The sequence below is a fragment of the Nocardia niwae NBRC 108934 = DSM 45340 genome, from assembly GCF_001613465.1.
GTDB classification, from domain to species: Bacteria; Actinomycetota; Actinomycetes; order Mycobacteriales; family Mycobacteriaceae; genus Nocardia; species Nocardia niwae.
The window spans coordinates 33,748-50,954 of record NZ_BDCK01000029.1 but is presented as its reverse complement, the minus strand read 5'-3'; the positions used below and the strand labels follow the sequence as shown (position 1 = coordinate 50,954).

The 17,207-nt window shown below is 70.8% G+C and carries 15 protein-coding genes and 1 pseudogene; 13 read left to right on the top strand and 3 right to left on the bottom strand.

The annotated features are described in order from the left end of the window. The first annotated feature begins 252 nt into the window (after positions 1-252). The 4 genes from NNI01S_RS20605 to NNI01S_RS20590 all read left to right on the top strand — a co-directional run bounded on the left by NNI01S_RS20605 (position 253) and on the right by NNI01S_RS20590 (position 4,651). Positions 253-1,332, top strand: coding sequence for a sugar ABC transporter substrate-binding protein (locus NNI01S_RS20605; RefSeq protein ID WP_063021752.1), 1,080 nt, complete (start codon positions 253-255; stop codon positions 1,330-1,332). Between the two features lie 72 nt (positions 1,333-1,404). Further along, positions 1,405-2,178, top strand: coding sequence for an ATP-binding cassette domain-containing protein (locus NNI01S_RS20600; protein ID WP_063021750.1), 774 nt, complete (start codon positions 1,405-1,407; stop codon positions 2,176-2,178). Beyond that, positions 2,175-3,413 carry a sugar ABC transporter permease gene (locus tag NNI01S_RS20595; protein ID WP_063021748.1) on the top strand — a complete coding sequence of 413 codons (1,239 nt, stop codon included), beginning with the start codon at positions 2,175-2,177 and terminating at the stop codon, positions 3,411-3,413. The genes NNI01S_RS20600 and NNI01S_RS20595 overlap by 4 nt, the downstream gene beginning before the upstream one ends. A gap of 29 nt (positions 3,414-3,442) precedes the next feature. Then, a complete protein-coding gene (locus tag NNI01S_RS20590) occupies positions 3,443-4,651 on the top strand; it encodes an ROK family protein (RefSeq protein ID WP_063021747.1) in 1,209 nt (402 codons plus the stop codon). A 91-nt stretch (positions 4,652-4,742) separates the two neighbouring features. On the opposite strand, the gene NNI01S_RS20585 is transcribed toward NNI01S_RS20590, so the two are convergent. Further along, on the bottom strand, positions 4,743-5,987 hold the full coding sequence (locus NNI01S_RS20585; RefSeq protein ID WP_063021745.1) for a phthiocerol/phthiodiolone dimycocerosyl transferase family protein: 1,245 nt from the start codon (positions 5,985-5,987) through the stop codon (positions 4,743-4,745). A 227-nt stretch (positions 5,988-6,214) separates the two neighbouring features. Between NNI01S_RS20585 and NNI01S_RS20580 the strand changes: the two genes are divergently transcribed. The 7 genes and pseudogenes from NNI01S_RS20580 (at position 6,215) to NNI01S_RS20545 (ending at position 11,562) form a co-directional block, all read left to right on the top strand. Continuing rightward, positions 6,215-6,901 carry a crotonase/enoyl-CoA hydratase family protein gene (locus tag NNI01S_RS20580; RefSeq protein WP_063021823.1) on the top strand — a complete coding sequence of 229 codons (687 nt, stop codon included), beginning with the start codon at positions 6,215-6,217 and terminating at the stop codon, positions 6,899-6,901. A gap of 6 nt (positions 6,902-6,907) precedes the next feature. Continuing rightward, complete coding sequence (locus tag NNI01S_RS20575) at positions 6,908-7,489, top strand: TetR/AcrR family transcriptional regulator (RefSeq protein ID WP_063021743.1); 582 nt, start codon at positions 6,908-6,910, stop codon at positions 7,487-7,489. Continuing rightward, positions 7,396-8,945: pseudogene (locus tag NNI01S_RS36105) on the top strand (flavin monoamine oxidase family protein). The gene NNI01S_RS20575 and the pseudogene NNI01S_RS36105 overlap by 94 nt, the downstream one beginning before the upstream one ends. Positions 8,946-9,003: 58 nt before the next feature. Beyond that, on the top strand, positions 9,004-9,453 hold the full coding sequence (locus NNI01S_RS20560) for a universal stress protein (protein WP_063021738.1): 450 nt from the start codon (positions 9,004-9,006) through the stop codon (positions 9,451-9,453). Positions 9,454-9,513: 60 nt separating this feature from the next. After that, positions 9,514-10,008, top strand: a complete 495-nt coding sequence (gene crcB, locus NNI01S_RS20555) for a fluoride efflux transporter CrcB (RefSeq protein WP_245676297.1) — start codon at positions 9,514-9,516, stop codon at positions 10,006-10,008. After that, positions 10,005-10,373 carry a fluoride efflux transporter CrcB gene (gene crcB / locus NNI01S_RS20550; RefSeq protein WP_063021736.1) on the top strand — a complete coding sequence of 123 codons (369 nt, stop codon included), beginning with the start codon at positions 10,005-10,007 and terminating at the stop codon, positions 10,371-10,373. The genes crcB (NNI01S_RS20555) and crcB (NNI01S_RS20550) overlap by 4 nt, the downstream gene beginning before the upstream one ends. Before the next feature lie 133 nt (positions 10,374-10,506). Next, on the top strand, positions 10,507-11,562 hold the full coding sequence (locus NNI01S_RS20545) for a cation diffusion facilitator family transporter (RefSeq protein WP_218019227.1): 1,056 nt from the start codon (positions 10,507-10,509) through the stop codon (positions 11,560-11,562). Here NNI01S_RS20545 and NNI01S_RS20540 read toward each other — a convergent pair. Next, entirely contained in the window at positions 11,503-12,921 is a 1,419-nt protein-coding gene (locus NNI01S_RS20540) for an amidase (RefSeq protein ID WP_063021735.1), read from the bottom strand. The two genes, NNI01S_RS20545 and NNI01S_RS20540, sit on opposite strands and share 60 nt — an antisense overlap. Positions 12,922-12,976: 55 nt before the next feature. Between NNI01S_RS20540 and NNI01S_RS20535 the strand changes: the two genes are divergently transcribed. Together NNI01S_RS20535 and NNI01S_RS20530 are read left to right on the top strand one after the other, a co-directional pair. Then, on the top strand, positions 12,977-15,112 hold the full coding sequence (locus NNI01S_RS20535) for an FUSC family protein (protein WP_063917591.1): 2,136 nt from the start codon (positions 12,977-12,979) through the stop codon (positions 15,110-15,112). Positions 15,113-15,146: 34 nt separating this feature from the next. Further along, positions 15,147-15,800 (top strand): SDR family NAD(P)-dependent oxidoreductase, encoded by a 654-nt coding sequence (locus NNI01S_RS20530; protein ID WP_063021734.1) that lies wholly within the window; start codon positions 15,147-15,149, stop codon positions 15,798-15,800. Between the two features lie 111 nt (positions 15,801-15,911). Here the strand turns inward: NNI01S_RS20530 and NNI01S_RS20525 are convergent, their stop codons facing one another. After that, a complete protein-coding gene (locus tag NNI01S_RS20525; RefSeq protein ID WP_063021821.1) occupies positions 15,912-17,165 on the bottom strand; it encodes a cytochrome P450 in 1,254 nt (417 codons plus the stop codon). Positions 17,166-17,207: the final 42 nt, after the last annotated feature.

Below are 17,207 nucleotides of genomic sequence, written 5' to 3'. Positions count from 1 at the left end.
TGCGCACCGCCGCCTCCGCGGGCCTTGTGCCGGGCGCCGGCCGATGCCCCTGTTCACGAGCCCTCCGAGTCTTTGCCCGTCCGGCCGTGAGCGGGGTGCACCTGAGCGAACGTGGGCGTGTCGAGATTGTTATTCGGAACAACAAATCAGCTGTTGTGCCCTGCGTCACAGTCCCATATGTTGCTCTGAACAACATTCGTTCCACTCCGGCCGGTCGGGGCATCGCCCCGGCCGGTGATGAAAGGCCCACTCATGCGTAAGGGCATGTTCAGCGCTGCCGCGCTGTCGTTCGCGCTCCTGGCCGCCACGCTCACCGCGTGCGGCGACGATTCCGCGGACTCCGGCGGCAGAACCCAGATCGGCGTGATCCTCCCGGACAGCAAGACATCCGCCCGTTGGGAGACGGCGGATCGCAAATACTTGCAGCAGGCGTTCCAGGACGCGGGCGTCAAGGCCGATATCCAGAACGCCCAGGGCGACAAGAACGCCTTCCAGACCATCGCCGACCAGATGATCACCAACGGCGCCACGGTGCTGGTGATGACCAACCTGGACAGCGGCACCGGCAAGGCGGTGATCCAGAAGGCGAAGTCGCAGGGCGTCACCGTGATCGACTACGACCGGCTCACCCTCGGCGGTGGCGCCCAGTACTACGTCTCCTTCGACAATGTGAAGGTCGGCAGCCTGCTCGGCGCGGGAGTCGCGCAGTGCCTGACCGATCGCAACGCGGTACGGCCGGTGGTCGCGTACCTGAACGGGGGGCCGACCGACAACAACGCGACTCTGCTGAAGACCGGCTATGACGGGGTGCTGAAGCCCCGGTTCGACGAAGGCCGATACGTCAAGGGGCCCGATCAGGCGGTCCCGGAGTGGGACAACACCAAGGCGGGCACCATCTTCGAGCAGATGCTCACCGGCAGGCCGGACATCGGGGGCGTCGTCGCGGCCAACGACGGCTTGGCCAACGCCGCCATCGCGGTGCTGAAGAAGCAGAAGCTCAACGGTCAGGTGCCGGTCAGCGGACAGGACGCCACCGTCCAGGGCCTGCAGAACGTGCTGGCCGGCGACCAGTGCATGACCGTCTACAAGGCCATTCAGAAGGAAGCCGAGGCGACCGCGAAACTCGCGGTGGCGCTGGTGAAGGGTGAGCAGGGCGCCACCAACGGCGCGGTGCGCGATCCGGAGTCGAACGCCGACGTGCCGTCGGTGCTGCTGGAGCCCGAGCCGATCTATCCGCGCGACGTCAAGGACGTGGTGGCCGACGGCTACGTCACCAAAGCCGAGTTGTGCACCGCCGAGTTCGCGAAACTCTGCGCGGACAACGGGATCTGATATCGCCCGCCCCTTCCGCGGTTCGATGAGGGGATTGCGGAAGGGGCTCCATCCCTTCGGAGGAGCTAACCCATGTCCGAACTGCCGGTCATCGAATTACGCGGAGTAGAGAAAAGTTTCGGCCCTGTCCACGTCCTGCACGAGGTCGCCTTCAGCGCCTTTCCCGGCGAGGTGACCGCCCTCGTCGGCGACAACGGCGCGGGCAAATCCACGCTGGTCAAGTGCATCGGCGGCACCCACCCCATCGACGCGGGCGAGTTCCGCTTCGAGGGCAGGCCGGTGCAGGTGCACAGCCCGCGCGACGCGGCCGCGCTCGGCATCGAGATCGTCTACCAGGATCTCGCGCTCTGCGACAACCTCGACATCGTCCAGAACATGTTCCTCGGCCGGGAACGCAGGCGCGGTCTCGTGCTCGACGAATACGCGATGGAGGAACTCGCCGGAAAGACGTTGGCGAGCCTGTCGGTGCGCACCGTCAAATCGGTGCGGCAGCAGGTCTCCAGCCTCTCCGGCGGGCAGCGCCAGACGGTGGCCATCGCGAAAGCCGTGCTGTGGAACAGCAAGGTGGTGATCCTCGACGAGCCGACGGCCGCGCTGGGCGTCGCGCAGACCCAGCAGGTGCTCGAGCTGGTCCGCAGGCTCGCCGACCAGGGTCTCGCGGTGGTGCTGATCTCGCACAACATGAACGACGTCTTCGCGGTGTCCGACCGGATCGCCGCGCTCTACCTCGGCCGGATGGCCGCGCAGGTACGGACTTCCGACGTGACGCACTCGCAGATCGTCGAATTGATCACGGCAGGCCGCAGCGGCGCGCTCGGCCTCGAGGCGAGCGGAGCGACCCGATGAACGCGGTGACCACCGAGCGGCGACCGGCGTCGGCGCCGGTGACCGACCTGATGAGCGGCTACGTCGGCCGGGTGCGCGGCGGCGACATGGGGGCGCTGCCCTCGGTGATCGCACTCGTGGTCCTCTCGGCCGTCTTCTGGGCGGCGCGCCCGGTCTTCATGTCCGAGGCCAACTTCGCCAATCTGTTCACACAGGGCGCGGCCATCGCGGTGATCGCGATGGGGCTGATCTTCGTGCTGCTGCTCGGGGAGATCGATCTGTCCGCCGGATTCACCAGCGGCGTCTGCGCCGCCGTGCTCGCCGTGCTGCTCACCGACGAAGGGTGGCCGTGGTACGCGGCGGTGCTGGTCTCGCTGCTCACCGGGGTGGTGATCGGATTCGTGATCGGCACGGTCGTGGTGAAGATCGGGATCCCGTCGTTTGTGGTGACACTGGCTGCGTTCCTCGCGCTGCAAGGCGTGGCGTTGAAGATCATGGACAACGGCCGCAACATTTCCATCCACGACGAGACGATCGTCGCGATCGCGAACAAGAACGTGGCGCCGCCGATCGGCTGGGCGCTGTACGCGCTGCTGATCGCCGGTTTCGCGCTCGTCCAGTACCGGAAATGGCGGGCGCGCACGAAACTCGGGCTCACCGGCACGACGGCGAGGGCGGTCGTGCTGCGGGTCGTGCTGCTGGCCCTCGTGGCGGGGGCGGCGGTGCTGGTGCTCAACGGCGAGCGCAGCCGCAACCCCGCGGTGCACTCGCTGGCGGGGATGCCCATCGTCGTGCCGTTGATCGTGGCGTTGTTGCTGCTGTGGACGTTCGTGCTGGACCGCACCGCGTTCGGCAGGCACATCTACGCCGTCGGCGGCAACGCCGAGGCCGCCCGGCGCGCGGGCATCGCGGTCGACCGGGTGAAGATCACCGCCTTCATGCTGTGCTCCACGATGGCGGCGGTCGGCGGCCTCATCGCGGCCTCGCGTGCGAACTCCGTCGATCCCAACACCGGCGGCAGCGACGTGCTGCTCACGGCGGTCGGCGCGGCGGTGATCGGCGGCACCAGCCTGTTCGGCGGACGCGGGCGGATGCTGGACGCGGTGCTCGGCGCGGCGGTGGTCGCGGTGATCAACAACGGGATGGGACTGATGGGCTACAGCGCGGGCACGAAATTCGTTGTGACAGGATTCGTGCTGCTCTTGGCCGCCGGAGTGGACGCCCTGTCCCGTAAGCGCGCGCTCCCGCAGCGATGAACCCCAGCCCCGTGATGAAAGCCCGGTGAATGCGAGCAGCACCTTCGCCCGAGGAGATCCGCACGCGCAACCTCGCCGCTCTCCTGCGGCACGTGCACCGTGACGGGGCGGTGTCGCGTGCCGCGCTCGCCGAGCGAATGGAGCTGAACCGCAGCACGATTCTCGCGCTCACCACCGACCTGGCGGCGGCGGGCCTGGTGAGCGAGGAATTGCCCGGCCAGACCGGGCGGGCGGGCAGGCCGTCACTGGTGGTGCGTCCGCAGGCCGACCGGGTCTACGTCGTCGCGCTGGACGTCGGCGCTGATCGACTCGCCGCCGCGCGGGTCGGGCTGGGCGGCGCGGTGCTCGATCGCACCGAGACCGCCCGTCCCGGCGGCGCGTTCGATCCGGACGACGTGATCGCCGCGCTGGCCGGGATGGCCAGGGCGATGATCGCCGCGGCCGCGCCGGACGCTCGGTGCGTGGGCGTGGGGGTCGCGTTCTGCGGCATGGTCCGGGAGGAGGACGGCGTGGTGCGCTACGGACCGAACCTCGGCTGGGTGGACGTCGCGTTCGGAGCCGAGCTGACCAGGGAACTCGATCTCGGCCTGCGCGTCGCGGTCGGCAACAACGCCAACCTCGGCGCGCTGGCCGAACGCGAACGCGGTGCGGGCGTGGGCCTGGCGAACCTGATCTACCTGCACGGCGACGTCGGCATCGGCGGCGGCATCATCATGAACGGCGAGTTGCTGGCCGGGGAGGGCGGTTACGGCGGGGAAGTCGGGCACATGATCGTCCATCCCGGTGGGCGGCCCTGCGCCTGCGGGTCGCGGGGCTGCCTCGAGGCCGAGGCGGGCGAGCTCGGATTGATCGCGGCGGCCGGGCGGACCGATCCGGCGGGACAGGCGGCGGTCGACGCGATCGTCGAGTCCGCCGCCCGCGGCGACGCCGTGGCCCGCGACGCGCTGCATCAGGTCGGTGAATGGCTCGGCTACGGCGTCGCCAATCTGGTGAACATCTTCAATCCGTCGATGGTGGTGTTCGGCGGCGTGCTGCGGGAGATCTATCTGGCGTCCGCCGCGCAGGTGCGCAGCCGCGTGGCGGTGAACGGCCTGCAAGCCGTGCGCGAACGGGTCAGGTTGCGCACCAGCGCACTCGGCGGCGACGCGACCTTGATCGGTGCCGCGGAACTGGCTTTCACCGATGTGCTCACCGACCCGTTGCAGACGCTGACACGCACGTCGGCGGCGCGAGCGTGACGGTTCCGGTCGGGGGCTTCGGCGAGGTTCTCCGCGTCGTCGTCGGCGTGCTGCCCTCCGTTGTCCGGCAGGCGGCGCATACGGCCCCGGGTCAGGCAGTGCCCGCCGCGCTGAACTCCGACAGATGAGCGGTGAGCAGCCGCACGCGCATGCGCTGCTCCTCGGTGGTTTCCTCGGGATGGTGGATCTCGATGCTCAACCGGTCGTCGAAGGTGCTGATGATGATGGTGCCGCTCGGTTGCTGGAGCCGGTACCCGGTTTTGTCCGGCTTGCCGAGCATGATCGAGCGGAAATCGGTGATGCGCAGTTCGTCCGGCACGCGGGGTCGGCGCACGCGTCCCCAGTTGGTGGCCAGCACGATGCCGGGCGCGCGCGGCGGAGGGCCCGCGGTGATCTCGGGGATCTGTAGCGGCGTCTGCTGCACAAGGCCGGTGTCGAGTTCGGCCCGCAGCGTGTCGCTGACGCCGCGGGCCAGTTCGACGAGCGTCGCGCCGGTCCGCGGGCCCGGAGCGAAGTTCGCGAAGCCCAGGACGTTGGTGCCCTCGGTCATCCCGATCGGCGGCGTCACCCGGGTGCGCAGATCGACCGAGTAGGTGTAGAGCAGGTCGGTGAGCGGCAGCCCGCGCAGCTCCGCCTCGGTGAGCAGGATCGCGGCGGAGGCGAGGCCGTTGATCGTGGTGTTCTCCCGGTGGCCGAGCTCGACGAGCGCGGCGGTCTGCGCCCGGGTGAGCCTGCAGCGCGCGGTGCGGGGCACGAGGTATTCGGGATCCTCCGGGCCGGAGTAGGGCCGCGCGACGGCGACGGGCTGCGTAACGGCCGCTGTGCCGATCTTGCGGACGCCACGCTCGTGCAGCAGCTCTTCCACCGAGCGCGGGAAACCCTGCGGCGGCAGTTCGACCGGCCGGGATCGGACGAGGTCGGTGTAGCACGACCACAGCTCGGCGAACACGGCCAGCGAATGATAGGCATCCGCGACGCTGTGGTGGGTCACCAAGGTGACACCCGCCGCGGCGCCGTCGCGGACCACGCAGAGCGAGGCGAGGGCGGTGCGCTGGTCCAGCCGGGCGCCGGTGAGCAACTGCTCCGGATCGCCGTCCGCGACCGTCATCTCGGGTGTGCCGCCGGGGGATTCGAGCAGGAGATGTCCGCCGTGCCCGTCCGGCTCCAAGTGGGCGCCGAGGATCGGGCGGGAGCCCGCCACGGCTTCGAACGCCGCCGACAGCGCGGCGAGATCCAACCGGCCCGCGACCCGAAGCGAATAGCCGACGAGCACTTCGCTGTTGGCGAACATCCCCTCGCTCGGCGCCAGCGGGCGGATGACGGTTGCTGCGGTCATGTCGCTTCCTTCACCTGAGCCTGTTCCCGAGGCTAGTCCGAAGCCCGGACGCGCCAGGCTTTTTCGGCAGCATCGTGTGCTTCCCGTATCGGGCGATCCGGGTCCGCCGTTTCGTGTCGTTGCCACATCGACACCTTGTCCGCGACGGGCGCCGGATTCGGCGGCCCGGTGTTAGCTGCCGAGCCATTGGAGTGGTACTCTAGAGCCTTGCTCTAGAGGAGGCTGTGATGACCGAACTCGTCACCTATCGGCTCGACGGCGGGATCGCCACGATCACGCTGGACGACGGCAAGGCCAATGTCATGTCCGAGAACATGATCGGCGCCATCGCGGGCGCCCTGGACCGGGCCGAAGCCGACCGGGCGGTCGTCCTGTTGACCGGGCGTTCGCGCATGTTCTCCGCCGGCTACGACCTGGCGACGTTCTCCCGTTCCGTCGATGACATCCGCCGCACACTGCGGGCGGGCGGCAATCTGGTCCACCGGCTGCTCGGCTTTCCCTACCCGGTCGTGGCGGCCTGCCCGGGGCACGCCATCGCGCAGGGCGCGTTCACGCTGCTGGCCGCGGACGTCCGCTTCGGCGTCACGGGGGATTTCAAACTGGGCCTCAACGAGGTCGCGATCGGGCTGACCATTCCGCACTACGGCGTGGAGGTGGCGCGCCACCGCCTCACCGCGCCCGGGTTCGACCGGGCCGCGAACACCGGAATCCTGGTCGGACCCGAGGAAGCCAGGGAACTGGGCTTCCTCGACGTGATCGCCGCCGACGCGGACGACTTGCACGCGCGCGCGACGGCTGAAGCGCACCGGTTGACCGCCATCGACTTCGCCGCGCACACCGGGACGAAACTGCGGGTGCGCGCGGCGGCGCTCGCCGCGGTCCGTTCCGGCATCGACGCCGAGTTCGGCGCGTAGCCGATCGTGCGCACCCGCGAGCGGATCCTGGCCGAAGCGACGCGACAGCTACTGGCCAAGGGTTATCCGTCGTTCACGATGGCAGGTGTGCGCGATCGGCTCGGCCTCTCCAGCGGCAGCATGTTCCACGCGTTCGGCTCGAAAGCCGAATTGGCGGCCGCGGTCTACGTTTCCGGGATGCTCGGCTATCAGCGGACGGTGCTGGAGCGCCTCGACGCGCCCGGCGCCACTGCCGAGCAGGCGATCCGCGCGATGCTGGCGGCTCATCTCGGCTGGGTGGAAGATCATCGCGACCTGGCCCGATTCCTGTTCGCCACGCTGCCGGACGAGGTGGCCCTGGCCGCGCAGCCGCAACTGGCACAACACAATCGGGACTTCTTCGGTGCGCTCGCGCGCCGGTACCGAGAGCTGCTCGGCGCCGCGGACCCCGGCGGCGAGGGCTATCCGCTGGCCCACGCGATCTGTGTCGGACCGGCACAGGAGTACTGCAGGCAATGGGTGCGTGGACGTGTCGCGGCGCCGCCGCGTTCGGTGACCACGATCCTGCAGGAGGCCGCCGTCGCCGCCCTCGCCACGCTGCCGCGCTAGCCGCCGGGTGCGCTGGCGCGCGCCGGATCTCCCCGTCGGTTGCGGATCGGCCACGGGTGATCAACAGTGGTTGTCGAGTTACGGTGCGGCGACGGGAGGCCACCATGGACCGTACGGACGTCGTGGTCGTCGGTGCGGGATATGCCGGGCTGAGCGCGGCGCGGACGCTGCGAGCGGCGGGCCGGGAGGTCGTCGTTCTGGAGGCGAGCGATCGGGTGGGCGGTCGCACCCAGACCGCGCGGGTCGGCGACGGCTGGGCCGTCGACCTCGGTGGACAGTGGATCTCGGGCGCGCACACGCGTTTCGCCGCGCTGGCCGAGCAGTACCGCGCCGCGACCTTCGCACCGCCCGAGGGGGCCGACCTGCTGGTCGAGGGAGTGGTCCGGCGGCCGTTCAGCGGCGCTCGCCCGCCGCTGCCGACGTTCGTCCTGCTCGTGCTCGTCCAGGCGATGTGGCGGCTGGAACGGATGGCCGCCCGCATCGACCTCGCGCGCCCGTGGACGACGCCGGGCGCGGACCGGCTGGACGCGATGACCGCGGCGACCTGGTTGCGCCGCAACGTGCCCGAACGGCGCGCGCGGAACCTCGCGGAGGTGATGATCGGCGAGGAGCTGTGCGTCGACGTCGGCAGTATCTCGATGCTCGGTCTGCTGACCACGATCCGCTCGGCGGGCGGGGTCGAGGCCGGGATCACCGCCGAGACCGTGACCCGCCTGTTCGTCGACGGCGCCGACGGGCCCGCGCTGGCCGTCGCCGCCGAGTTGGGGGGCGCGGTGCGCCTCGGTGCGCCGGTCACGGAAATCCGGCAGGGCGCGGACGGTGTGCGGGTGAGCGGGGACGCCGGCGCCGTGCACGCCGGACACGTGATCGTGGCCGTGCCGCCACCCTCGCCGGACGCATCGCCTACGACCCGCCGCTGCCGGCCGCGCGCGACCAGTTGACCCAGCGCATGCCGATGGGCTCGGTGCTGAAGGCGTTCGCGGTCTACGAGCGGCCGTTCTGGCGCGACGACCTGCTCACCGGCCAGTCGCTGAACCTGCACGATCCGGTGCCGGTCACCTTCGACGCCACCCGTCCCGGCGGTCCTGGTGTGCTCGGCGCGCTGGTGCCGGGCCGGGCGGCGCAACGCCTGGCCGCGCTTCCTCCCGCCGAGCGCCGCGCCATGATCGTCGGTTCGCTCGTGCGCGCCTTCGGGCACGTCGCCAAGGAGCCGGTCGAGTGGCACGAAAAGGTCTGGGCCGATGATCCATACGCCCGCGGCGGCTACAACTCGTTCTTCCCGCCGGGCGTCTTGACCACCCTCGGGTCGGCTCTGCGTCACCCGGTCGGCGCGATCCACTGGGCCGGAAGCGAAACCGCCACCGAGTGGTCCGGCTACATCGAAGGGGCGATCCGCTCGGGCGAGCGTGCGGCGGCCGAAGTGCTCGCGGTGGATCATGCTGCGGCGCCTGCCTGATTGCCGCAGGGTTGCCAGAGCACTGGCTCCGGCCCATTCGAGGGCTCACAATGGAGAGGTGTTCCAGCGGATCGTGGTGGGCTACGACGACTCGGCCGGCGCGCGGGCCGCGTTGACGATGGCGCTCGACTTGGCGACGGTGCACCACGCCACGCTCACGGTCGTCGCGGTCGAAGAGTATCTGCCGCACTACGGTCCGGTGGTCGGCGAGATCGAGGACGAACGCTCGATCGGGGAACAGGCCTGCCGCCGCTGGCTCACCACCGCCGCCGAGACCGCCGAACAGCGCGGCATCGCGGTGCGGGCCGAGCTCCGCGCGGGTCAGGCGGCGCGCGAACTGGCCACTGCCGCCGCCGATCACCAGGCCGACCTGCTGGTGCTCGGGCGCAGCGGGCATTCCGGCATCTGGGGCCGATTCATCGGCAGCACCGCGGAGAAGGCCGCACGGCACGTCGGCTGCTCGGTTCTCGTCGCGCACGACGGCGACGGCGAGGCCGGGGACCGGTGAGCGCGGCGGCGCGGTGACCCGCCGCGGGCCGGCGCGGACGGTTCGGGTAAGAGATCTGCCGTGGCCGGTGAACTGACCGAGGAGCCGATAGACACCGCCGAACGCGCGCGTGGCCGCGCTCGACGGCGGGATTTCTGGCGTGTTCACGGCTCGGCCGCGGCGGTCGTCGCCCTCGGCGGCGCCCTCGGCGCACTCGCGCGCTACGGACTCGCCCAGGGATTGCCCGCCCGCCCCGGGCACTTCCCGCTCGCCACTTTCCTCACCAATGTCGCGGGCTGCTTCGCGATCGGCGTGCTCATGGTCGCGGTGACCGAGATCTGGGCTGCTCATCGGTTGCTGCGGCCCTTCCTCGGGGTCGGCGTCCTGGGTGGGTTCACGACCTTCTCCACCTACGCCAACGAGGTTCGCCAGCTGCTGGCGCCGGGCACGATCGTCGTCGCGGCCGTCTATCTGGCGGGCACCCTGATCTGCGCTCTCTCGGCCGCACTCGCCGCCATGTGGCTCACCAGGGCGGGCTACGAGCGCCTGCGACGCGCGCGGAAGGAATCGCGATGATCCTGCTGCTGGTCCTCGTCGGCGGGGCGATCGGCGCGCCGCTGCGGTATCTGATCGATCGGGCGGTGCAGAATCGCCGCGACAGCTTGTTCCCCTGGGGCACGTTCCTGGTCAACCTGATCGGCTGTCTGGTGCTCGGTGCACTCAGTGGCGCCGGGTCGGCGCTGTCCTCGCCGCTGTTCGTGCTGCTCGGCACCGGATTCTGCGGAGCTCTGACCACCTACAGCACCTTCGCGTACGAAACCGTGCGGCTGGCCGAGCGTGGCGCCTATTTCTTCGCGGCGATGAACGTGGTCGTCAGTGTCGTCGCAGGGCTGGTCGCCACCGTGGCGACCTATGCGGCGGTACATGCCCTGGTCGGCTGACCTGGACCGCCGGACCGGGGTGTACGTGATCCAGCTCACTGTGCTGCTCTGTCGCCCGCCGCGCCGGGTGGGTTAAGCTGACGGAACAGATGCAGATATGCGCATACATTTGATAGCTGGAAAGGGCCGGTCGATGGGACACGAACACGGGCATGCGCACGGGCACGGGCACGGGTTGTCCGGTGGCGCCGACCGCCGCTGGCTGACCATCGCGCTGGCGCTCATCGTCGGCTTCATGTCGATCGAGGTCGTGATCGGCGTGCTGGCCAACTCGCTGGCGCTGCTGTCGGACGCGGCGCACATGCTCACCGACGCCGCGTCCATTGTGCTGGCGCTCATCGCGATCCGGCTCGCTGCCCGGCCCGCGAACGGCAAGTACACCTACGGTTACAAGCGCGCCGAGATCCTCTCGGCGCAGGCCAACGGCGTCACGCTGCTCGTGCTGGCGGGCTGGCTCGCCTACGAGGCCGTGCGCCGCCTGCTGGAGCCGCCGGAGGTGACCGGCGGGCTCGTGCTGGCCACCGCGCTGGCCGGTGTGGCGGTCAACATCGCCGCCACCTGGGCGATCAGCAAGGCCAACCGCTCCAGCCTCAATGTCGAGGGCGCGTTCCAGCACGTGCTCAACGACCTGTACGGCTTCATCGCCACCGCCGTGGCCGGGCTCGTCGTGCTGACCACCGGCTTCGCCAGGGCGGACGCGATCGCCACGCTGATCGTCGTCGCGCTGATGGTCAAGGCGGGGCTCGGGCTGGTGCGCGAATCGGGGCGGATCTTCCTGGAGGCGGCGCCCGCCGGGGTCGACCCGGACGCGCTCGGGCGCGGGCTGGTCGACATCGAGGGCGTCGACGAGGTGCACGACCTGCACGTCTGGCAGATCACCTCCGGTGACATCGCTTTGTCGGCGCATGTGCTGGTCCGCGCGGGCGCCGACTGCCACGGCCTGCGTCAGCGGATCGAGCATCTGCTCGATCACGACTACGGCATCACCCACACCACCTTGCAGGTCGACCACACCCACGCCGTCGCCTCCTCGGCTGCGGCGGACGCCCAACGCCTGCTGCCGGTGCTGGAGGACCACTGCGACGACGCCCACGGCCCGGTGCACCGCGACCGCCCGTCGTCCGCGGGGTCAATGATCGACGCGGGGGAAGGGCCGTTCGGACTCGACCAGATAGGCCAGCTCCAGTAGTGGGCGCTCGTTGCCGCGGGTGGCGGCGAACTGGACACCGATGGGCAGCCCGGTGTCGGTCAGGCCCGCCGGAACTGTGATGGCGGGCGTCCCGGTGATGTTGTTGATCGGCGTGAAGCAGACGTAGGCGCGCAACCGGTCGAGCAGTTCGTCGAACGGCACGGTGGGGCTGAGATGGCCCAGCCGCGGCGTGGTGTGACCGAGCGTGGGCAGCAGCACCGCGTCGAAAGGTCCCAGCGCCTGTTCATACGTGGCCGCCGCCGCGCGCAGCCGGTGGAGCGTGAGCGGGGCGTGCAAGGCGCGCCGCAAGAAGAAGGCGCGAAGACCCACGGTGAGATCGTCCACGCGGCGCGCGTCGAACCGGCGGTCGAGGAACCGTCCGGTCGTGGTGATCGCGGCCGCGAGCAGGCCCCAGTAGTGTAGGAATGCGCGCTCGATCGTGGCGTCGAACGGCAACGGCACCGGCTCGACCGCGTGGCCGCAGGCCTCGAGCGTGCGGGCGACGCTCTCGACGGCCTCCCGGGTCGGACCGGCGGGCACCGGCCCCGCGAGGTTGTCGAGCACCAGGGCGATCCGCATCCGCCTGTTCGGCGGACCGTCGACGCGGCCGATCGGCGGCAGCGCGGGATTGCGCCAATAGCGTTCGGCCGCCGCGGTGTACGCCGCCGTGTCGCGCACCGTCCTGGTCAGCACGCCCTCGCTGACGATGTCGACCGGCAGCGTGCGCGCCAGCCCGGACACCACGTGTCGTCCACGCGTCGGCTTCAGGCCGACCAGCCCGGCGCACGCCGCTGGAATCCGGATCGATCCGCCGCCGTCGTTGCCGTGCGCGATCGGGACGACACCCGAAGCCACCAGCGCGGCGGCTCCGCCCGACGAACCGCCCACGGAATAGCCGGTGTGCCATGGATTGCGGGTGGGCGCGAGGTGCGGCGTCTCGCTGCTGGCATTGAAGCCGAATTCGGGCATGGCGCTCTTGCCGAGGACGGTGAGGCCGGTGCTGAGGAACTGCCGGGTGTAGCCGCTGTGCGCGCGGGCGGGCCGCGCGTGGAAGGCGGCCGTGCCCTGATTGGTCGGCATGCCCGCCACGTCCGTGTTGTCCTTCACGAAACTGGGCACGCCGTAGAAGGCGCCGGTCCGTTCGGTGGGCAGCAGCGGTTCGGCGTAGCTCGGGTAGGCGACGGCCGCCAGTTCCTCGACCCGATCGGCGCGCGCCACCGCGGCGGCGGCGAGTTCCTGTGGCGCGACCACACCCTCGCGCACCAGCGCGGCCAGGGCGACGGCGTCGTGGTCACCGAGCGCGTCGTCGCCGAAGGCGTGGACGCGCGTGGGTAGCGGAATATGAGCGTCGGCGGTCATGTCCCGAATCTAATGTGTGCACCAGGCAGTTCGTCCAGACCAGAAAGGACAGCAGGTGGCGGCGACATACCCGGATCCGGTGCCACCGAAGGGCCGGGTGGGCTCGCTGTTGTTCGCCCTGACACCCGCCGGACGACGGTGGAGCGTGGCGTTGCGCGCCGCGCTGGCGTTCGCCGTCCCGGCCGCGATCATCACCGGCCTCGGCCATCCGGACGCGGCCGTATTCGTCATGTTCGGCGCCTTCGCCGTGCTCTACGGCGAGGGCCGGCCGTACCGGGTCCGCGGCAGAGTCGTCCTCGCGGCCGGATCGGCCCTGCTGGCCGCCTGCGGTGCCGGCGCGCTGATCGGCGGCCTGCTGGACGCGGGCTTCGGGTCGTCGCTGCTCATGGTCGTCGTGGTCTCGGCTATCGCGGTCGTGGCCGTGTTCGTCATCGACGCGCTGCGGCTCGGTCCGCCGGGCGCGCTGTTCTTCGCGCTGGTCTGCGCGGGCGCGATGAAGGCGGCCGAGGCGGGGACGGCGGTGCTCACGCTGGTGTTCTGTACGGCCTGCGGTGTCGGCGCGGCGCTCGTCGTGTCGATGGCCGGAGTGCTACGTGATCGCCGCAAACCGGAGCGGACGGCGGTCGAGGCGGCGGTCCGCGCGGTCGACGCCTACGTCGCGGCCCGGGAGGCGGGGACGCCCGCCATCGACCTGCGCCACCGGGCAGGCGCCGCGATGGCGGACGCGTGGGCCGCGGTCTACGACGCGGGTCTGCCCTCCGACCCGCGAGAAGCCGAGTTGCTGGCTACCTTGCAGGCCGCGCGCCGCAGGCTCGCCGGCCATGCTCCCGACGACGACACCGACGATCTGCTGGTCGATCCTCTGGTCTCGTTCGCCCGTCCGGGTGTCGGCTTCCGGCTGCTGCGTTCGCTGTCGTTCTCCTCGCACGCGGCGATCAGCGCGCTGCGGGTCGCCGCGGGCTGTCTGGGCGCGGGCGCGCTGAGTGCGCTGCTCGGCCTCGACCGTCCGCACTGGGCGGTGCTCAGTGCCCTGATCGTGCTGCAAACCGGTCCCGATCGCGTGCGTGGGCAGGTGCGGGCCATCCACCGGTTCGTCGGCACCATCGCGGGACTCGGCCTGTTCGCGCTCATCTACCAGGTCGGCCCGACCGGCTACGCGCTTATCGCGCTGGTTGCCGCGTTGCAGTTCTGCATCGAGCTGTTCGTGCCGCGCAACTACGCGCTGGCCGTCGTCTTCATCACGCCGGTGGCGCTGATCGCGGGTGGGGTCACCACCACGGGCGGGCCGGTCGGACCCGTGCTCCGTGATCGGTTGTGGGAGACCGTGCTCGGTGTCGCCGTCGCCGTGCTCGCGCTCTACGGCGTCGCGCCCCGCGGGCACCGTCGCACCTTCCACTGGATGGAGCACCGGGTGCGTGCGGGCGCGCGCGTCCTGCTCGACCGCCTGCGGCGCAAGCCGATGGACGCCGTGGCGTGGATGCTCGTCCAGCATCTGCAATTCGAGCTGGTCGGCGTGGTCCGCAGCGGTATCGACTCGGCGGCCGACGACCCGGAGTGGACCCGCCGGTACTGGCCCGAGCACGCGGCGCTCGCGCATTTCGGCCACGACCTGCTCGCCGCGTGCTGGGTGCTGCCACCCGGCGGGTGGCTGCCGGACGTGGACGGCTGGGTGGCGCGCCTGGCGGCCGCCCGATCCGGCCCGGAAGCGACGGCAGGCCCGCCTGCTAGCGTTCGGCGCATGCATGACAGCGTGACGGTCCGGATGGCCGCGCCCGCCGACGAGATCTGGGCGCTGGTCAGTGACATCGAGAACACCGGGCGGTTCAGTCCGGAGACGTTCGCCGCGGAGTGGCTCGGCGGCGCAACGGGCCCGGCGGTCGGCGTGAAGTTCCGTGGTCACGTCAACCGCAACGGCTGGGGGCTGAAGTACGCGACGGTGTGCCGCATCGTCGCCTGCGAGCCCGGCCGCGAATTCGCGTTCACCGTGCTCGGTCCGCGTGGCATGCCGATCAACACGTGGCGCTATGTCTTCGAACCGGTGGACGGCGGCACCGACGTCACCGAGTCGTTCCAGCTGCACAGCAACCCGGTATTGCGGCTGTACTGGTCGCTGGCCGGGTGGACGCGCGGCAAGACCAACGTCGAGGGAATGCGCGAGACGCTGAACCGGATCAAGGCCGTGGTCGAATGATCGCGATGCGCGGCCGGGCAGGGGCTCGGCCATCATGACCGCACCCGTGCTTCTCGTGCTCGGCGCCGGTCCCGGGGTCGGGTTGTCGGTGGCCCGCCTGTTCGCCGCCGACGGATTCACCGCGGTGCTGGCCTGCCGGTCGGCCGCGGAGGCCGAGCCGTTGACGGAGGAACTGCGTGAGCAGGGCGTCCACGCGGAAGGCGTGGGAGTGGATCTGCGCGATCCCGCCGATGTGACCCGGGTGGTCGCCGGGGTGGGTGAGCGCCACGGCCGGATCGACGTTTTGCACTTCAACCCCAGCGTCTTCCGGGAAGCCGATCCGTTGCGGCTCTCGGTTCCGGAGTTGATCGAGGACTTCACCGTCGGCGCGGCCGCGTTGCTGCCCGCCGTCCAAGCGGCGCGCCCCTTCCTGTCCGAGGGCGCCCGCGTGCTGGTCACCGGCAGTGCGGCCGCGGACAAGCCGTGGCACCGGGCCGCTTCGCTCGGCGTCCAGAAGGCGGCGGTGCGCAACTTGGTCACCAGCTTGGACGCCACCCTCGCGCCCGACGGTATCCGGGCCGTCGCGGTGCAGATCAACGGTGTGCTCGGCGACGGCGCGTTCACGCGCGACCGTGTGGCGGCGGCGCTGCATGCCGCGGCCACGCGCCCCGCCGAAGGATGGACGCCGCACATCGCGTACGACGGCTGACCCGCCTCGCTAGCGGAGCCGGATCACTGCGCCACGGAGTGCTCTGCGAGGACGCCACACGCGACTGTGGCGCCCGCCGGACTGCACGCTGCTACGACGGCTGACCCGTCGCTAGCGGGGCAGTATCGCCGCGAACTCGATGGGCAGGTGCGCGGGCCCGCGCAGATTGACGTGCTCCCGGTACGGCGGAGGGTCCACCGGCAGGGCAGGCGATCGCACCCGTTGCGCGAACCGGGTCAGCGCCACTCGCGCCTCCAGGCGGGCCAGGGGAGCGCCGACGCAGAAGTGTGCCCCCAGGCCGAAGGCCAGGTGGCGGTTGTCCCGCGCCGGATCGAAGCGGTCGGGGTCGGCGAACGCCGTGGGATCGCGGTGCGCGGCGGCGATCAGCAGCACCACCAGGTCGCCGCGCTGGATGTCCGTGTCGCCGACAGTCATGTCGTCGGCGGCGATGCGCGGGATCAGCTGGACCGGAGGGTCGAAGCGCAGCGTCTCCTCGACGACGCCCGCCGCCCGGTCCGGATCCGCGCGCAGTGCGGCGAGTTCGTCCGGCCTGCGCAGCAGGGCGAGGATCGCGTTGGCGATCAGGTTGACGGTGGTCTCGTGCCCGGCGACCAGCAGCAGCGCGCAGGTCGAGATCAGTTCCGCGTGGGTGAGCGCGTCCCCGGCGTCTTCGGCGGCGATGAGTTCGGACAGCAGATCCGGTCCCGGCGCGCGGCGGCGGCGATCGGTGAGTTCTTCGAAGTAGGCGTGCAGTTCGATCCCGGCGCGCTGGATCTCCGCCGGGTCGGCGCGGAACTCGGCGGCCGCGCGGGAGGTCGGATCGAGGGTGCGCGACAGCAGCGCGGACCAAGTGCTCAGCCGCGCTTCGTCCGCGAGCGGGACGCCGAGCAGTTCGCAGATGACGGTCACCGGCAGCGGATAGGCGAAGTGGTCGACGGCGTCGAATGTCCCCTCTCGGGCGCGCTGGTCGAGCAGGTCGTCGACGATCCCGGTGATCCGAGGCTCCAAGCGCCGCACGACGCGCGGGGTGAATGCCTTGGACACCAGACGGCGCAGGCGTGTGTGGTCGGGCGGGTCCAGGAACAGGAACGAGGGTTTCGCCCGGGCCGCACCGTCCTCACGCGTCCCGTCGTAGATCGGCATCGAGCCGAGCTGCAACCGGGCCAGTGATCGGTCGACGCTCGCCCGGGGATCGCGCAGCACGGCGGCGCAGTCGGCGTAGCGGGTCAGCACGACCACCGGAGCCGTGCCGATCCGGAACGCGCCGGACTCGCGCAGACGGGCGAAGAGGGGATACGGATCGGGCCGGACCGCGGGGTCGAGCAGGCGCACGTAGTCGTCGGTCGGTTGGTTCGTGGTCGTCATCGACACTCCCAGCTGTCGGCCCGGAGGGCTGGTCTGTCGGTA